A 16,782-nucleotide genomic window follows, 5' to 3' on the forward strand; every position below is an offset into this window, starting at 1 on the left:
CCGCCATGCACCTGAACCACCCCGAGACCTTCCCGCCCCGCCACACCTACGGCGCGGAGCCCCTGCGCCCCGACGGGCGCCGGCGCGCCCTGCGCATCGGCCTGGGCGGGCCGGTCGGCTCCGGCAAGACCGCCACCGTCGCCGCGCTGTGCCGGGCGCTGCGCGCGGAGCTGTCCATCGCCGTGGTCACCAACGACATCTACACCCGCGAGGACGCCGACCACCTGCTGCGCGAGGCCGTCCTGCCACCGGAGCGGATCACGGCGGTGGAGACCGGCGCCTGCCCGCACACCGCGATCCGCGACGACATCTCCGCGAACCTGGAGGCAGTGGAGGAACTGGAGGACGCCACCGGGCCGCTGGACCTGATCCTGGTGGAATCGGGCGGCGACAACCTCACCGCCACCTTCTCCCGGGGCCTGGTGGACGCACAGATCTTCGTCATCGACGTGGCAGGGGGTGACGACATCCCGCGCAAGGGCGGCCCGGGGGTCACCAGCGCCGACCTGCTGGTGATCAACAAGACCGACCTGGCCCCGTACGTCGGTTCCGACCTGGCGGCGATGGCGCGCGACGCGAAGGCGCAGCGCGGCGAACTGCCGGTCGCCTTCACCTCGCTGCGGGACGCGGACGGGGTGGCGCCGGTACGGGAGTGGGTACGGGAGCGGCTGACCGCGTGGGCCCAGCCGGCCGCCGTATGAGCGTCGGTGCGCGGGCGAGGATCACCGCGGCGCCGGGCGGGCGGTTGCCGGTGCTGGCCGGCGAGGGGCCGCTTGCGGTACGGCGTACCCGCGCCGAGGGCGACTGGGCGCAGGTCACCTCCGTCGGCGGGATGAGCGGGCCGCTGGGCGGCGACCGGCTGCGCATGACCGTGACGGTGCGGCCGGGCGCGGCCCTGCGGGTGACCTCGGCGGCGGCGATGGTGGCCCTGCCGGGCCCGGGCCGGGACGGCGAAGAGGCCCGCTACGACATGGAGATGACGGTGGGGGAGGGCGGCGTGCTGCGCTGGCTGCCGGAGCCACTCATCTGTGCGGCGGGCAGCGTGCTGCGGATGACCACCCGGGTGGAGCTGGCGGCCGGCGCCCGGCTGTGGCTGCGCGAACAGCAGATCCTGGGGCGCGCGGACGAGCCGTCCGGCCGGCTCACCACCCGCCTGATCGTGCGGCGGGCCGGCCGGCCCCTGCTCGACCAGGAGCTGAGCTTCGGCCCCGGGGCGCCCGGATGGTGCGGGGGCGCGGTCCTGGGACCGCACCGGGCGGTGGGCCAACTGCTGGTGGTGAACCCCTACTACGAGAAGTCCCCGATCGAGCCGGCCCTGCTGGGGGACACGGCCACCATGACCCCGCTGGCCGGCCCCGCCGCCCTGGTCACCGCCCTGGCCCCGGACGGCCTGGCCCTGTCCCGGCTGCTCGCGCAGGCCACGACCCGGCTCACCGCCACCACCCGCCCGGACTGATCGCCACCACGACCGGCCACCAGGGCGAGGAGAGCGGGCCCGGCCGGAACGGGAGCGAGTGCCCTGTCCCGCCTCCCGGTGGACGGGGGTGCCCGGCCGACCGGGGCATCGACCGGTGGTCAGAGGTCGGTCACCAGCAGGCGGTATCCGACGTCGATGGTGGAGCGGGTCAGGAGGTCCGCGTGGCGCCGGTGCCAGTGGCCGGTGGTCAGGTCGGTGGCCAGGCGGGCCAGGCCGGGGGCCAGGGCCGCTTCGCCGGCCTGGGCGAGACCGGAGATTCCGGCGCGCACCCAGGGGTCCAGGTACGCGTCGGGGCGCCGCCAGTACGCCGCGCCGAAGCCGTCCGTGCAGTCGTGCGGGATGGGCACGGTCTCCTGGCGCGCTCCGCCGAGCAACGCGGCCAGCTCGTCCAGCGGCAGCGCCCGGCCGGCGTCGAACGCGGCGACCTGCGGGAGGTAGTCACGCAGCAGCCAGAAACGCTCGCGGTACACCTCCTGGTCCCAGGTCAGGATGACGATGCGGCGCCGGGCGACCCTGCGGAGCTGGGCGATGCCGGCGGCCGGGTCGGTCCAGTGGTGCAACGTGAGGACCGCCAGCACCGCGTCGGCCGCGTCGTCGCGCAGCGGAAGCCGCTCGGCCACCGCGCGCACCGCCGGCGCGCACCCGGGCGGGCGTTGGGCGACCATGACCTGACTGGGCTCCACCGCCAGGACGGTGTGCGGTGGTTCGTAGGAACCGGTGCCCGCCCCCACGTTGATCACCCGCGCCGCGTCGCCGAGCGCGGCGTGGATCTGTGCGGCGATCCGGGGATCTGGTCGGCGGCTTCGGGAGTAGGTCGCACCGAGAGTGTCGTAGACGGCCATGCCTCACGCTACTCGTTCGAGGCTGTCGTTGACGTCGGTGGAGGGACCTCGACGAGGAAGAACAGGAAGCCGATTTTGGTGTACCGGTCAAGGAAGTCGTCCGGGAAAAGTTCGCGGGCGGAAGGGTCGGGCCCCAGTCCTTGGGGTAGTGCAGCACCGGCGAGGCGACAGCGTCGTCGAACGCGCCGTCCGGGAAAGGCAGTGGGTCGCGCAGGTCGGCGACGCGCAGGGCCGCGTCGGGGCCCAGCCGCCGCCGGGCCGGCGCCACCATCCCGGCGCTGGAGTCGAAGCCGTCGTAGTCGTTCGCCCCGTCCTCGATGGTGTGCGTCGTCGTCGCAGCCCGGTGCTAGGTCCTGTCTGACAATTCCCGCCTGGCCCGCGTCGCCTGGCACAGGGGGCACCTCCCAGGCCCCCAAGGGCCTGGGGGAACCTCGCCGCACTCCGCTTCGCTGCGTCTCTGCTCTGTTGGGGGACCTGGGAAGCGGAGCTGTCGAGACGTCCGGGTAGCCCCTCCCCAAGCTCTTCGGGCAGGGGATGCCCCAGCGAGGCCGTCCCTCCGCCTTGCGATGCGCCCCCAGCCCTCCCCAAGCTCTTCGAGCAGGGGATACCCCATGGCCGGGAGGTGCCCCCTGCACCAGACAACGCGGGCCTGACCGGCGCCATGTGTCAGACAGGACCTAGCCGAGGATGCCCCGGTCGTACGCCGTGGCCACCGCCGCCGCGCGGTCGTTGACGGCCAGTTTGGTGTAGAGATGGGCGAGGTGGGTCTTCACCGTGGCCTCGCTGATGAAGAGTTCGGCGGCGATCTCCCGGTTGGAGCTGCCCTTCGCGACCAGTTGGAGGACCTGGCGTTCGCGGGCGCTCAGCGCCTCGCGGCCGGGCTCGCGGACCCGGGAGACCAGCCGGGTGGCCACGGCCGGGGACAGCACCGTACGGCCCTCCGCCGCGGACCGTACCGCCGTGAACAGGTCCTCGCGCGGCGTGTCCTTCAGCAGATAGCCGGTGGCGCCGGCCTCGATGGCCGGCAGGGTGTCTGAGTCGGTGTCGTAGGTGGTGAGCACCAGCACCTTGCTGGGCAGCTTCCGGCGGGTCAGCTCGCGGATCGCCGCCACTCCGCCGCCACCCGGCATCCGCAGATCCATCAGCACCACATCCGGTGCCAGCCGCGCCGCCAACTCCACGGCGGTGGGCCCGTCCGCCGCCTCGCCCAGTACCTCGAAGTCCGGCGCGGTGGCGAACATGCCGCGCAGACCGTCCCTGACCACCGGGTGGTCGTCCACGATCAGCAGGGTGATGGGGAGTGGATCAGCCATGGCGCACCAACGGTACGCGAGCGGAGACCGCCGTGCCCTGGCCGGGCTCGGACTCGACGTCCACCGTGCCGGCCAGCCGGGCGGCGCGGGCCCGCATGCCGCCGAGGCCGAAGCCGCCGGGGGCGTTCCGGGGGCGGGGCACCCGGGCGTCGAAGCCCCGGCCGTCGTCGCGGATGTCGAGGGTGACCTCGTCGTCCATGTAGGACAGCGTGACCCCGACCCGGCCGGCGCCGGCATGCCGCCCGGCGTTGGCGAGCGCCTCCTGGGCGATGCGCAGCAAGGTGGCCGCCACCTCGTCGTGCAGCGGCTCGACGGTGCCGGTGATCGTATACATCACCGGGACCCCGAACTCTTCCGTCCAGGCGGCCACGGCCTTCTTCAGCGCCTCCGGCAGACCGTCGTGCTCCAGCTCGCCGGGGCCCAGGTTCTGCACCGAGCGGCGGGCCTCGCCCAGGCTCGTTCTGGCCAGCGCGGCGGCCCGGGCCACATGGGCCCGGGAGGTGGCCTCGTCGGCGGTGGCGGTGGCGGCCTGGAGCTGGGTGATGATGCCGGCGAGCCCCTGGGCGATGGTGTCGTGGATCTCGGCGGCCAGCCGCTGCCGCTCCTGGGTGACCCCGGCCTCCCTGGCCTGGACCACCAGCATGTTCTGGAGCGCGGCGTTGTCGCGCAGCGCCTGCTGGAGCCGGGCATTGGTGCTCTCCAGCTCCGCGATGGTGGCGGCCCTGGCCCGGGCGCGCTCCTCCTCGCGAGCGCCGAGATGGCCGAACACCAGGGTGAGGGAGCCGTGCAGCAGGAGCAGCGCCCCGAACGCGGTCCACATGACCGACCCCTGCGGAGGGAAACCGCCCACGTTGGAACCGGCCATGATGACCGCGGTGGTCAGCAGCCCGGCCCGGCGGACCCGCCGGGGCAGCAGATGGTCGGTGTCGAAGTAACCGAGCACCGCGTAGATGCCGAAGAACGGATTGATCCAGTTGAGGGCGAAGGCGAGCGCGGTCCTGGTCCAGTAGTAGACCTGGCGGGCGGCCGGGCTCTGGGAGCCGCCCCGTCGCAGGGCACGGCCCCGCCACTGCTGGAGGGCGATCGCCGCGGCCACCAGGGCGGTGCCCACGTACAGACCCTCGCGTGTGGTGATGATCCCGTAGGTGAGGAGGGACAGCAGCACACTGAGCCCCAGCGTGCCGTAGGGACCCCAGCGGTAGAACCGCGCCCAGCTCTCCTCGACCGTGCCCCGGGTGTCCGTCATGCCCTCCAGCATGCCGCCCCGCTGCCCCTCTCCCGCACTCACCCGCTACCCCCAGCGGAACCAGCGCACGGCCGCGGCGGTCAGCAGCCCCGCCCACAGCGCGGTGACGCCCAGGTGGGTCCACTGCGGCCAGCCGCCGGCCGCCGCCTGATCGAGCGCCTGCGAAGCCGCCCCGAACGGGGTCAGCTGCACCACCTCGCGCAGGGCGTCGGGCATGGTCTGCACCGGCACCCACACCCCGGCGGTGAACATCATCGGGAAGAAAACGATGGTCCCCACCGTCTGGGCGACCTTGGTGGTACGGCACAGGGCCGCGATGGCCGCCCCCAGCGCCAGCGCGGAGGCCGCCGTCAGGGCCAGCGCCAGCGCGTACCCAGGCAGGTGCCCCGGCAACGACACATCGAACGCCAGCCGGCCGACCGCCACCGCCATCAGCACTGCGGCGGCGACCGCCGTCCCGTGCAGTATCAGCTGCGCCGTCAGCAACTGCTGGGGACGGGCCGGGGTCGCCGACAGCCGGCGCAGAATGCCGCGCTCGCGATAGCCGGACAGCGTGGTCGGCATCGACTGCACACCCGCCATGATCATGGACACCAGGATGGCGACCGGCACATACACGTCGATCACCCGGCGGCCGTTCAACTCCTCGGACACCTCGCGGAAGGCCGGTATCAGGCCCAGGATCGTCAGCAGCGCCGAGGGGAAGACCAGGATCCAGAAGATCGCGCCGGGCTCCCGGGTGAACAGCCGGAACTCGGTTCTCAGCACCGCTCGGGAGGCCTGGGTGGTGGTGGACATATCAGCTCTCCTTCGTGGGTGCGGTCAGACCGAGGTAGGCGTCGTCGAGGGTGGCGTCGGTGACCCGCAGCTGTTCGACTGTGATCCGCTGCCGGGCCAGCAGTGCGATGACGGCGTTGACCGAGCCGTCGTCACCCTCGATCACCAGCCGGTCGTCCTTGCGCCGCTCCCAGCGAGCCGCCGGCAGGGTGGCCAGCTCGTCCTCACTCAGCGGGCGGGACGGCACGAAGGAGATGACCGTGGCACCGGCCGTCCGCCCGATCAGCCCGGCCGGCGAGTCCAGCGCCGCGATCCGGCCCGCGTCGATCACCGCGACCCGGTCGCACAGCCGCTGTGCCTCCTCCATGAAGTGGGTGACCAGCAGCACCGTGACCCCGGAGTCCCGCACCTCCTCGATCAGTTCCCAGGTCTCCCGCCGGCCGTGCGGATCAAGACCCGTGGTCAGCTCGTCCAGCACCACCACCCGCGGGCTGCCGATCAGCGCCAACGCGATGAACAGCCGCTGTTGCTGACCCCCCGACAGCTTCGCGAACCGGGTCTCCAGACGGGCGGTCAGCCCCAGCCGCTCGGCCAGTGGCCGCCACGCGGCCGGCCGCCGGTAGAACGAGGCGTACAGCTCCAGGGCCTCCCGCACCAGAAGCTTGGGCTGGAGCGCGGTCTGCTGGAGCTGCGCCCCCAGCAGCTCGTTGACCTCCCGGCGGTCGGCGACCGGGTCGAGCCCCGCCACCCGCACCCGCCCCGCGTCGGGCACCCGCAGGCCCTCGACACATTCCACGGTCGTGGTCTTCCCGGCGCCGTTCGGCCCGAGGATGCCGAAGATCTCCCCCTCGTCGACGGAGAAGGACACCCCGTCGACCACGGGCCTGCCCCCGTAACTCTTGCGCAGCCCGCTGACTTCGATGATTGCCATGCCCACCAGGGTTCCGCGACCGGCACCCCCGCCACATCGCCCACCGGGCCAGACCTCGCATCCACCGATCGGTGGATGCGGCCATCATCCTCAGCCGGTGGCTACACGGCTGCCCGCAGCAGCCCCGGCAGCTTCCGCATGTCCTCGAACACCACGGTGCCGGCTCCCGCCAGCCACGCTGCCGGGGTCAGCCCGCCCGCGTACCCGAAGGACCGCATCCCGGCCGACCGCGCCGCCCGCACCCCGTACTGGCTGTCCTCCACCACCACGCAGCGCGCCGGATCCACCCCCAGCCGCGCCGCCGCGTGCAGGAACAGATCCGGCTCCGGCTTGCCCCGCGCCACCTCGGAGGCGCTGAAGATCCGCCCCTCGAACCGCTCCCACAGCCCGGTACAGCCCAGCGTGCGCCGCATCTTCTCGTGCGAGCCGCTGGAGGCGACGCAGGACGGCAGGACGATCCCGTCCAGGGCCTCCCGGACGCCCGGCACCGCCGTCAGCTCCGCGTCGATCGACTCCGTCAGCCGGGACCGGTACAGCGCGTTCCACCGCGCCGCCGCCTCCTCGCCAAGACGCTCCGCGACCTGTGCCGACACCGAGCGCTCCGAACGCCCCAGGAACCGGTCGATGATCTCCCGCTCGGTCAGCGGCCAGCCCAGCTCCGCGCCGAGCGCGACACACACCCGCAGCGCCAGCGGCTCGCTGTCCACCAGCACCCCGTCGCAGTCGAAAATCACCAGTTCGATATCAGAAGACACCCCCGCACCCTAACCCCGCGCACCACGGCGGCCCCCGGCCCCGGCCGCGTCCGGTAGGTTACGCACCGTGGAGGAACTGGATCGCCGGATCGTGGAGTTGCTCGTCAAGGACGGGCGGATGAGCTATACCGACCTCGGAAAGGCCACCGGGCTTTCCACCTCGGCGGTGCACCAGCGGGTACGGCGCCTGGAGCAGCGCGGCGTCATCCGCGGCTACAGCGCCATCGTCGACCCGCAGGCCATCGATCTGGCGCTGACCGCGTTCATCTCCGTCAAACCGTTCGACCCCAGCGCCCCCGACGACATCGCCGAACGGCTCGCCGAGGTCCCCGAGATCGAGGCGTGCCACAGCGTCGCCGGCGACGAGAACTACATCCTGAAGGTCCGGGTGGCCACCCCCATCGAGCTGGAGCACCTGCTGGCCCGGGTCCGTTCGCTGGCCGGCGTCTCCACCCGCACCACCGTCGTACTGTCCACCCCGTACGAGGCCCGCCCGCCCCGGATCTGAACCGGCCCCCCGCACCGGGGAGACTGGGCCCATGACCGACAGCACCACCGGCTTCACCGACGCCACCGGCACCACCCCCGGCCGGCCCCGTACCGTCCTGCTGCGCCGCGGCGAGGTGCACAGCCCCGCCGACCCCTTCGCGACCGCGATGGCCGTGGAGGGCGACCGCATCGCCTGGGTCGGCTCCGAGGGTGCCGCCGACTCGCTCGCCGCCACCGCCGACGAGGTGATCGACCTCGACGGGGCCCTCGTCACCCCCGCCTTCACCGACGCCCATGTGCACACCACCGCCACCGGGCTCACCCTCACCGGCCTCGACCTCACCGGGTCCGCCACTCCCGCCGAGGCGCTGGGCCGGATCCGCGCGTACGTCGAGGGCCGCCCGGCCGGGGCGGCGCTGCTCGGCCACGGCTGGGACGCGTCGATCTGGCCCGGCGGACGCCCGCCCACCCGCGCCGAACTCGACGCCGCCGCCGGCCACCGCCCGCTCTACCTCAGCCGCGTCGACGCGCACTCGGCGCTGGCCACCACCGCCCTGCTCGACCTGGTGCCCGGGGTCACCGCCCTGACCGGCTACCGGCCGGACGGCCCGCTCACCGGCGACGCCCACCACGCGGTGCGGCACGCCGCCGACGACGCCCTCACCGCCGCGCAGCGCGCCGACGCCCAGCGCGCCACGCTGGCCCGCGCCGCCGCGCTCGGCATCGGCACCCTCCACGAGTGCGCGGGCCCCGACATCTCCAGCGAGGACGACCTCACCGCGCTGCTCGCGCTCGCCGCCGCCGAGCCCGGGCCGCGCGTCGTCGGCTACTGGGGCGAACTGGTCACCGGCGCCAAGGACGCCGCCCGGGTGCGCGAACTCGGCGCGATCGGCGCCGGCGGCGATCTCTTCGCCGACGGCTCGCTCGGCTCCCACACCGCCCACCTGCACGCCCCTTACCACGACGCGGAGCACACCGGCACCGCCCACCTCGACGCGCACACCATCGCCACCCATGTGGCCGCCTGCACCGAGGCCGGCCTCCAGGCGGGCTTCCACGCCATCGGTGACGCCGCGATCGGCTCGGTGACGCGGGGGATGCGCGCCGCCGCCGAGCAGGTCGGCCGCACGCGGGTACGGGCCATGCGGCACCGCGTCGAACACGCCATGGTGCTGACGGACGAGCACATCGCGGCCTTCGCGGAGTTCGCGCTGACCGCCTCCGTACAGCCCGCCTTCGACGCCGCGTGGGGCGGCGAAGAGGGCATGTACGCGCAGCGGCTGGGCGCCGCCCGGGCCCGCACCCTCAACCCCTACGCCGCCCTGCTGCGCGCCGGGGTGCCGCTGGCACTCGGGTCCGACGCCCCGGTCACCCCGCTCGACCCGTGGGGCACGCTGCGCGCCGCCGCCTTCCACCGCACCCCCGAGCACCGGATCTCGGTGCGGGCCGCCTTCGCCGCGCACACCCGGGGCGGCTGGCGGGCGATCGGCCGGGACGACGCGGGCGCCCTGGTGCCCGGCGCGCCCGCCGACTACGCGCTGTGGCGCACCGGGGAGCTGATCGTGCAGACGCCGGACGACCGCATCGCGCGCTGGTCCACCGATCCGCGGGCCGCCACGCCGGGGCTGCCGGATCTGACCCCGGGCGGCCCGGTACCCGAATGTCTGCGCACGGTGGTGGCCGGACGGACGGTGTATGACCGGCTGAACGAGTGATACCGGGCCCCGGGCATACCGCCGAACGATGTGTGCTGGGTCTGTCGGGTCAGCCTGCCGGGTTGGCACTGACCTGGAGTTTTGATCAGAAAGCCCAGGTCAGAAGAGTGTTGACAGGCGGCGGGCGGCGGGCGGTAGGTTCGGCCGGGTCCACCACAGGACGTCCGGCCGACGCTCTTTCCGCGCAGTCGTCGAACGCTGCTGGGCCAGAGGGTGGGGCGCCGCTGAACCGGTGCCCCGTCACTGGGAGCCAGGTCCAGCGCCCGCGGCACGGGGGCGGATGGTTCGTCCGGCCGGCTGGTGCGACCCGGGTGGGGCCCGGATGCTCAGTAGACAACGGCTCTCGGTCGACCCGCAGCCAGCGGGTCCCAGGTCGGCCCGAAGGGCACCCGGGCCCCGATCCCGCAGCGTGATGAGGTCCGCCGGGGGTGCCGTCGAAGCAGCGGCGTCCGCCGTGCGATGTACCGCACCACAGGCCCCGGGCCCAACGGGCGCTATCCATCGGACAGGCACTCGGCACCCTGTCGGGCGGGGTATTCGAGGTACCGTCACCTCAGTACCGCTCGATTCCAGGAAGGCCACGACTGTGCCATCGGGCCCTGAGACCACCGCCGCCGTGACTGTTCCCCGGCCCTCGGGCAGTGGGCGCGCCCAGGACGGCGAAGACCTCACCCCGCGCCCCGGGGTGCCCGCCCGGCGCCCGGGGAGGCTGCGCAGACTGGCCGCGGCCGGGCGCGCGCTGTGGCCGGCCTCGCTGGCCGCGGCGATCGCCGGGGTGGCGCTCGCGCTGGCCTTCCCGCCGTACGACCTGTGGCCGCTGTCGGTCCTGGCGGTCGCCACGCTGTCGCTGCTCACCCGGGGGCGCACCGGCCGGCAGGGCGGGTGGCTGGGGTTCGCGTTCGGCTTCCCGTTCTTCCTGGTGCTGCTGAAGTGGCTCAACACCATCGGCTGGGACGTGGTCGTCGGCCTGTCCCTGTTCCAGGCGCTGTACGTGACGCTGATGGGCGCCGGTCTCGCCGTCACCTCCCGGCTGCGGCTGTGGCCGCTGTGGGCCGCCTGCCTGTGGGTGGCCCAGGAACTGGTCCGGGACCGGCTGCCGCTGGGCGGCTTCCCGTGGGGGCGGCTCGCGTTCGCCAACACCCAGACCCCGTACACCCCGCTGGCGGCGCTCGGTGGGGCGCCGCTGGTGACGTTCGCGGTGGCGCTCAGCGGCGCGCTGCTGGCCTGGGCCGCGTGGACGGGCCGGCGGCTGGTCGCCGAGCACCGCGCGCGGCGGGCCGGTACGGAGCAGGCCGCCGCCCCGCTCGCCCGGCGCGCGCTGCCGGCCGCCGGGGCCGCCGCCCTGGCCGCCGCCGTGGGTCTGTCCGGCTACGCCGTGCCGGTGGGCACCGACGCCGCCGACACCGTCAGGATCGCCGTGGTGCAGGGCAATGTGCAGCAGCCCGGCATGGACTTCCTGGGCCGCCCGATGCTGATCCTCAACAACCATGTCGAGGCCACCGAGCAGCTCGCGGCCGATGTCGCGGCCGGCCGGGTCGAGCAGCCCGACCTGGTGATCTGGCCGGAGAACGCCTCCGACCTCGACCCGTACAAGTACCCCGAGGCGCGGCAGGCCATCGAGCGCGCGGTGGCGGCGGTCGGGGTGCCGGTCCTGGTGGGCGCGCTGGTCGACCACCCCACCAAGGAGGGGTACGTCGAGAACCAGGGCATCGTGTGGGACCCGGTCACCGGCCCCGGTGCCTCGTACACCAAGCAGCACCCGGTGCCGTTCGGCGAGTACGTGCCCTTCCGGGACCAGCTGAGCACCTTCATCTCCCGGCTGGAGCGGGTGCCCCGGGACTTCTACCCCGGCGACCACACCGGGGTGCTTGAGGTCGGCCCGGCCCGGCTCGGCGATGTGATCTGCTTCGAGGTCGCCTACGACGGGATCGTCCGGGACACGGTCAACGCGGGCGCCCGGGCGCTGGTCATCCAGACCAACAACGCCACCTATGGCAACACCGGGCAGCCCGAGCAGCAGCTGGCGATGTCCTCGCTGCGCGCGGTCGAGCACGGCCGGGCGATCGTCACCGCCGCGCCGAGCGGGCTGAGCGCGATCGTGGCCCCGGACGGGACGGTGGAGCAGGTGACCAAGGAGTTCACCCAGGATGTGCTGGTCGGCGAGCTGCCGCTGCGGGACGCCCGTACGGTCGCGGACCGGGTCGGCGCGGCCCCCGAGTGGGCGCTGGCCGGGCTGGGGGCGCTGGCGTGGCTGGCGGTCCCGGTACGGGCCAGGTGGCGCCGCCGGGAGGGCGCGGCCGGTGCCGTGGTGGAGCGTGACCGGGGGGACGGAGCGGCGGCAGCCGGGGCGACCCCGTGACCGGGGGCCCGGCGGACGGCCGGGTGCTGGTGATCATCCCGACGTACAACGAGGCGGACAGTCTCCCGCCGCTGCTGGAGCGGCTGCGGGCCGCCGTCCCGGACTGCGACATCCTGGTCGCCGATGACAACAGCCCGGACGGCACCGGCAGGATCGCCGACGCCGCCGCCGCCCGGGACGAGCGGATCCGGGTGCTGCACCGGGCCGGCAAGGAGGGCCTGGGCGCCGCCTATCTGGCGGGCTTCCAGTGGGGCCTGGCGCGCGGCTACGGCGTGCTGGTGGAGATGGACGGGGACGGCTCGCACCAGCCGGAGGAGCTGCCCCGGCTGCTGCGGGCGGTACGGGCCGGCGCGGATGTGGTGATCGGCTCGCGGTGGGTGCCGGGCGGCCGGATCGTGCACTGGCCCAAGTACCGGGAGCTGCTGTCCCGGGGCGGCAGTACGTACTCGCGGCTGCTGCTGGGGCTGCCGATCCGGGATGTCACCGGGGGTTTCCGGGCGTTCCGTGCCCATGTGCTGGATGCCGGGCTGCTGGCGGACGTGGCCTCGCAGGGGTACTGCTTCCAGGTGGACCTCGCCCATCGGGCGGTGCGGGCCGGGCACCGGGTGGCCGAGGTGCCCATCACCTTCGTGGAGCGGTCGCACGGTGACAGCAAGATGAGCCGGGACATCGTGGTGGAGGCGCTGTGGCGGGTGACGGCGTGGGGGGTGGCGTCCAGGTTCAGGAAACTGACCGGGACCGGCACACTGGAAGCATGACGAGCGGTATCCCGAACCCGTACGAAGGCGCCCGTGGGCGTCCCGCAGGCGCGCACTCGGTGGCCACCCGGCGCCGGTCCCGGCCTCTGCTGCCCTTGGGGGTGGCGGTCTGGGCGGTGCTGGAGATCTGGCTGCTGACGCTGGTCGGGCAGGCGTGGGGCGGGCTCACCGTCTTTCTGCTGCTGGCCGGCGGGCTGCTGGTGGGCGCCCTGATGATCAAGGGGGCCGGCCGGCGGGCCTGGCAGCAGCTGACGGCGAGCGTGCGGGCCGCGCAGCAGCCCGGGGCGGAGCAGCGGCCGGAGTCCGGGCCGGGCCGGCGGCGCAGCAACGCGCTGACCATGCTCGGCGGTCTGATGATCATGGTGCCGGGGTTGCTCTCGGACGTCCTGGGGCTGCTGCTGGTCTTTCCGCCGACGGCCGCGCTGCTCACCCGGCTCGGCGGGCGCTGGCTGCGGCGCAGCACGGGGCCGGTGGGCTCGGTGTTCCAGGACTTCCAGGCCGCGAACCAGCAGATGCGGATGCGGCGCCCGGACGGCAAGGTGGTCCAGGGCGAGGTCATCGACGACGACGATGACGACGGGCGTCGCCCGTAGCCGGCTCGGCCCGCCGGCGGCCCGCCGGCGCCGTACCCAGCGCGAGGGCCCGGGTCACCGATCAGGTGACCCGGGCCCTTCCGCGATCTGTGCGTCGGTCCGTCAGGCGGACTTGCGGCTGTCGCGCGGATGCACGGCGATGTTCATGGCGCCGGAGCGCAGGACCGCCAGCCGTTCGGCCAGCACCTCCTCCAACTCCTCACGCGTGCGCCGTTCCATCAGCATGTCCCAGTGCGTACGCGCGGGCTTGCCCTTCTTCTCCTCGGGGCTTTCGCCGTCCACGAGCAGGGCCTGCGCGCCACAGACCTTGCACTCCCACTCCGGCGGGATCTCTGCCTCGACCGAGAACGGCATCTCGAATTGATGTCCGTTCTGGCATGCGTACTCCACGGCCTGGCGAGGTGCCAGGTCGATGCCGCGGTCGGTCTCGTAGCTGGTCACCACGAGCCGCGTGCCGCGAAGAGCTCGCTCACTCATGAATCGTGCCTCCCGGGCTCATCGCCCACAGGACAGGTGTCGCTGTCGTCATCGGTCAGGTCAACGTCCGGTCGGCGGTAAAGATTCCCGTGTGGGTCATGCGTCGCCCGTCGTGCCGCCTCTTCTTGTACCCACCGACGTCCGGTTTGTCACATCAGGGCTGAGATGTCACCCGGCGTCCGCACGGGATGGCTCGCGGTTACGGTCCGCCCGATGGGATCGAACGCGTAGAATACCCGCCCGCCGCCCCTGCGTCGAAATCCGGTCGGACATCCGCTCGGATGGCGACGGGAACATTCTGCCGAAAAGCCGCAGGAAATACTGTGCCACCGGGCCGATGGTCAGCGCGAAAACCGCCGTGCCGACCCCGACCGTGCCGCCCAGTACGAAGCCGGCCGCCAGCACCGCCAGCTCGATGCAGGTCCGCACCAGCCGCACCGAGCGGCCGGTACGCCGGTGCAGCCCCGTCATCAGGCCGTCCCGGGGCCCGGGGCCGAGCCGCGCGGTGATGTACAGGCCGGTCGCCGCCCCCAGCGCGACGATCCCGCCGGCCAGCAGCCCCACCCGGGCCGGCCACCCGGCCACCTCCGGGATGACCGCCAGCGCGGCGTCCAGGGACAGCCCGACCAGCACCACATTGGCCACCGTGCCCACCCCGGGCCGCTCCCGCAGCGGAATCCACAGCAGCAGCACCGCCGCGCCCACGGTGATCGACACCGTTCCCATGGTCGCCCCGGTCTGCCGGGAAATGCCCTGATGGAGTACGTCCCAGGGGCTGGTGCCCAGCTCGGAGCGGACCAGCAGGGCGCACGCCGTGCCGTACAGCACGAGTCCCACCAGTAGTTGGAGGAGGCGGCGGGCCCGGTGCATCTGGACTCCTGGGGTGGGTGCGGGATTCCGGAAGTGGACTGACTCGTGGCATTGTGGAGGCCGGTTGGATCACCGAACCATGGCCAATCGAGGAAAGGTGGCCCGCTCGCGATGCCTCAGTGGACCTCAACCGTGGGCGCCGCCCAGCTGGCCCGGCTGCTCGGCTCCCAGCACGACACCCCCGCCGCCGCACCGGGCCGCCGGCCCCCCGCGTACCGCACCCTGGCCGACGGCGTACGCCTGCTGGTGCTGGAGGGCCGGGTGCCGGTCGCCGCCCGGCTGCCCGCCGAGCGGGAGCTGGCCGCCGCGCTGTCGGTCAGCCGCACCACCGTGGCCGCCGCCTTCGACGCGCTGCGCACCGACGGCTTCCTCCAGTCCCGGCGCGGGGCCGGCAGTTGGACGGCGGTGCCGCCCGGCAAGCCACTGCCCACCCGCTCCCTCGATCCGCTGCCGCCCGAATCGGCGGCCGGGATCATCGACCTGGGGTTCGCCGCGCTGCCCGCCCCCGAGCCGTGGCTGACCCGCGGTTTCCAGCGCGCGCTCGCCGCGCTCGGGCCGGCCGCGGGCACCCACGGCGACTTCCCGGCCGGGCTGCCCGCGCTGCGGCAGGCGCTGGCCGACCGGTACACCGCGCGCGGAGTGCCGACGATGTCCGAGCAGATCATGGTGACCACCGGGGCGATGGGCGCGGTCGCCGCGATCTGCCGGATGTTCACCCCGGCCGGCGAACGGGTCGCGGTGGAACACCCCAGCTACTCCAACGTCCTTCAGCTGATGCGGGAGGCCGGGGCGCGGCTCGTACCGGTGCCCATGCGGGACAACGGCCTCGGCGGCTGGGACCTGCCCGGCTGGCGCCGGGTGCTGCGCGAGGCGGCCCCCCGGATGGCGTACGTGGTGGCCGACTTCCACAACCCGACCGGCGCGCTGGCGAGCGAGGAACAGCGCCGCGAGCTGGTGGCTGCGGCGCGGGCGGCCGGCACCGTGCTGGTGGTCGACGAGACCATGGCGGAGCTGGCCCTGGACCGGCCGGCCGGCGAGCCGGGCCCGCGCCCGGTGAGCGGCTTCGACCCGGGCGGCTCGACGGTGATCACGGTCGGCTCGGCCAGCAAGTCGTTCTGGGCCGGCATGCGGATCGGCTGGGTACGGGCCACCCCCGATGTGATCCGCGAGCTGGTGGCACGGCGCGCCTACGCCGATCTGGGCACACCCGTGCTGGAGCAGCTGGCGATCGCCGCGCTGATGACGGAGGGCGGCTGGGAGGCGGCCGTCGAGCAGCGCCGGGAGATGATCCGCGCGCACCGGGCGGCGATCGTACCGGCGCTGCGGGAGCGGCTGCCGCAGTGGGAGTTCGCGGTGCCCGGCGGCGGGCTGACCCTGTGGGTGCGTACCGGGGGGCTGTCCGGATCGCGGATCGCCGACGCGGGGGAGCGGTTCGGGGTGCGAGTGGCGTCCGGGCCGCGGTTCGGGGTGGACGGGGCGTTCGAGGGCTATGTGCGGATCCCCTTTACGGTGGGGGAGCCCACCGCCTCGGAGGCGGCGGCGCGACTGGCCGCGGCGGCGCGGTTCGTGGCCGAGGGGGCGCCGCAGGGCGCGCAGACACCGAGGGGGTACATCGCATGACGGATGCCGTGCGGATCAGGGCCGGCGCGGCGGGAGAGCTGGCGCGGCTGCGGGAGATCGAACGGGCGGCGGGCGAGGGGTTCCGCGCCCTGGGCATGGCGGCGATCGCGGACGACGAGCCACCGTCGCTCGCCGCGCTCGACGGGTACCGCCGCGCGGGCCGGCTGTGGGTGGCGGTGCCGGAGGGTGGCGGGGAGGTGGCCGGGTATCTGCTGGCCGACGCGGTGGACGGCGCCGTGCATGTGGAGCAGGTGTCGGTGCACCCCGACTGGTCGCGGCGCGGCATCGGCCGCGCCCTGATCGACGCGGCGGCCACCCCCGGCGTCCCGCAGACCCTGACCACCTTCGCGGACGTCCCGTGGAACGCCCCGTACTACGCCCGGCTCGGCTTCCAGCAGCTGCCGGAAGCGGACCTCACCCCGGGTCTGCGGGCGATCCGCGCGCACGAACACGAACTGGGCCTGGACCGCTGGCCACGGGTGTGCATGCGGCGACCTGCCGGCGGGCCGGCGGCCATGACGGACGGCGCGGCCGACCGGGCGGCCCGGTAGCCGGCCCCC

General features: G+C 74.0%; 17 protein-coding genes and 1 pseudogene. 9 read left to right on the plus strand and 9 right to left on the minus strand.

Going from position 1 to position 16,782, the window contains the following annotated elements:
* Window positions 1-5 precede the first annotated feature (5 nt).
* Together ureG and AC5WRL_RS00235 are read left to right on the plus strand one after the other, a co-directional pair.
* Complete coding sequence (gene ureG / locus AC5WRL_RS00230; protein ID WP_496086141.1) at window positions 6-701, plus strand: urease accessory protein UreG; 696 nt, start codon at window positions 6-8, stop codon at window positions 699-701.
* Entirely contained in the window at window positions 698-1,456 is a 759-nt protein-coding gene (locus AC5WRL_RS00235; RefSeq protein ID WP_496086142.1) for an urease accessory protein UreD, read from the plus strand. Before ureG ends, AC5WRL_RS00235 begins: the two co-directional genes overlap by 4 nt.
* Before the next feature lie 119 nt (window positions 1,457-1,575).
* Here the strand turns inward: AC5WRL_RS00235 and AC5WRL_RS00240 are convergent, their stop codons facing one another.
* The 7 genes and pseudogenes from AC5WRL_RS00240 to AC5WRL_RS00270 all read right to left on the minus strand — a co-directional run bounded on the left by AC5WRL_RS00240 (window position 1,576) and on the right by AC5WRL_RS00270 (window position 7,341).
* Window positions 1,576-2,319 (minus strand): class I SAM-dependent methyltransferase, encoded by a 744-nt coding sequence (locus AC5WRL_RS00240; RefSeq protein WP_496086143.1) that lies wholly within the window; start codon window positions 2,317-2,319, stop codon window positions 1,576-1,578.
* Window positions 2,320-2,440: 121 nt separating this feature from the next.
* Window positions 2,441-2,638, minus strand: a pseudogene (locus tag AC5WRL_RS00245) (class I SAM-dependent methyltransferase); the annotation flags it as partial.
* A gap of 358 nt (window positions 2,639-2,996) precedes the next feature.
* Window positions 2,997-3,632 carry a response regulator gene (locus AC5WRL_RS00250; protein WP_496086144.1) on the minus strand — a complete coding sequence of 212 codons (636 nt, stop codon included), beginning with the start codon at window positions 3,630-3,632 and terminating at the stop codon, window positions 2,997-2,999.
* Window positions 3,625-4,878, minus strand: a complete 1,254-nt coding sequence (locus tag AC5WRL_RS00255; protein ID WP_496086145.1) for a sensor histidine kinase — start codon at window positions 4,876-4,878, stop codon at window positions 3,625-3,627. Before AC5WRL_RS00255 ends, AC5WRL_RS00250 begins: the two co-directional genes overlap by 8 nt.
* A gap of 45 nt (window positions 4,879-4,923) precedes the next feature.
* Window positions 4,924-5,676 carry an ABC transporter permease gene (locus AC5WRL_RS00260; protein WP_496086146.1) on the minus strand — a complete coding sequence of 251 codons (753 nt, stop codon included), beginning with the start codon at window positions 5,674-5,676 and terminating at the stop codon, window positions 4,924-4,926.
* A gap of 1 nt (window position 5,677) precedes the next feature.
* Window positions 5,678-6,586 (minus strand): ABC transporter ATP-binding protein, encoded by a 909-nt coding sequence (locus AC5WRL_RS00265; protein WP_496086147.1) that lies wholly within the window; start codon window positions 6,584-6,586, stop codon window positions 5,678-5,680.
* 101 nt (window positions 6,587-6,687) lie between these two features.
* Window positions 6,688-7,341, minus strand: coding sequence for an HAD family hydrolase (locus AC5WRL_RS00270; RefSeq protein ID WP_496086148.1), 654 nt, complete (start codon window positions 7,339-7,341; stop codon window positions 6,688-6,690).
* A 67-nt stretch (window positions 7,342-7,408) separates the two neighbouring features.
* Between AC5WRL_RS00270 and AC5WRL_RS00275 the strand changes: the two genes are divergently transcribed.
* The 5 genes from AC5WRL_RS00275 to fxsA all read left to right on the plus strand — a co-directional run bounded on the left by AC5WRL_RS00275 (window position 7,409) and on the right by fxsA (window position 13,255).
* Window positions 7,409-7,849, plus strand: coding sequence for an Lrp/AsnC family transcriptional regulator (locus AC5WRL_RS00275; RefSeq protein ID WP_385602355.1), 441 nt, complete (start codon window positions 7,409-7,411; stop codon window positions 7,847-7,849).
* Between the two features lie 31 nt (window positions 7,850-7,880).
* On the plus strand, window positions 7,881-9,545 hold the full coding sequence (locus tag AC5WRL_RS00280) for an amidohydrolase (protein ID WP_496086149.1): 1,665 nt from the start codon (window positions 7,881-7,883) through the stop codon (window positions 9,543-9,545).
* A 586-nt stretch (window positions 9,546-10,131) separates the two neighbouring features.
* Window positions 10,132-11,904, plus strand: a complete 1,773-nt coding sequence (gene lnt / locus AC5WRL_RS00285; protein ID WP_496086150.1) for an apolipoprotein N-acyltransferase — start codon at window positions 10,132-10,134, stop codon at window positions 11,902-11,904.
* Window positions 11,901-12,662 carry a polyprenol monophosphomannose synthase gene (locus tag AC5WRL_RS00290; RefSeq protein ID WP_496086151.1) on the plus strand — a complete coding sequence of 254 codons (762 nt, stop codon included), beginning with the start codon at window positions 11,901-11,903 and terminating at the stop codon, window positions 12,660-12,662. Before lnt ends, AC5WRL_RS00290 begins: the two co-directional genes overlap by 4 nt.
* Window positions 12,659-13,255, plus strand: a complete 597-nt coding sequence (gene fxsA, locus AC5WRL_RS00295; protein ID WP_496086152.1) for an FxsA family membrane protein — start codon at window positions 12,659-12,661, stop codon at window positions 13,253-13,255. The genes AC5WRL_RS00290 and fxsA overlap by 4 nt, the downstream gene beginning before the upstream one ends.
* A gap of 102 nt (window positions 13,256-13,357) precedes the next feature.
* Here fxsA and AC5WRL_RS00300 read toward each other — a convergent pair whose 3' ends face one another.
* Together AC5WRL_RS00300 and yczE are read right to left on the minus strand one after the other, a co-directional pair.
* Complete coding sequence (locus AC5WRL_RS00300; RefSeq protein ID WP_026047558.1) at window positions 13,358-13,732, minus strand: RNA polymerase-binding protein RbpA; 375 nt, start codon at window positions 13,730-13,732, stop codon at window positions 13,358-13,360.
* A gap of 168 nt (window positions 13,733-13,900) precedes the next feature.
* Window positions 13,901-14,602, minus strand: coding sequence for a membrane protein YczE (yczE, locus tag AC5WRL_RS00305; RefSeq protein ID WP_496086153.1), 702 nt, complete (start codon window positions 14,600-14,602; stop codon window positions 13,901-13,903).
* 111 nt (window positions 14,603-14,713) lie between these two features.
* On the opposite strand from yczE, the gene yczR reads away from it, so the two are divergent.
* Window positions 14,714-16,222, plus strand: a complete 1,509-nt coding sequence (gene yczR, locus AC5WRL_RS00310) for a MocR-like transcription factor YczR (RefSeq protein WP_496086154.1) — start codon at window positions 14,714-14,716, stop codon at window positions 16,220-16,222.
* The gene (locus AC5WRL_RS00315; RefSeq protein WP_496086155.1) at window positions 16,219-16,773 is read left to right on the plus strand and encodes a GNAT family N-acetyltransferase; all 555 of its coding nucleotides are present in this window, start codon (window positions 16,219-16,221) and stop codon (window positions 16,771-16,773) included. Before yczR ends, AC5WRL_RS00315 begins: the two co-directional genes overlap by 4 nt.
* Window positions 16,774-16,782 lie beyond the last annotated feature (9 nt).

It is taken from the genome of Streptomyces sp. NTD107 (assembly GCF_059510435.1).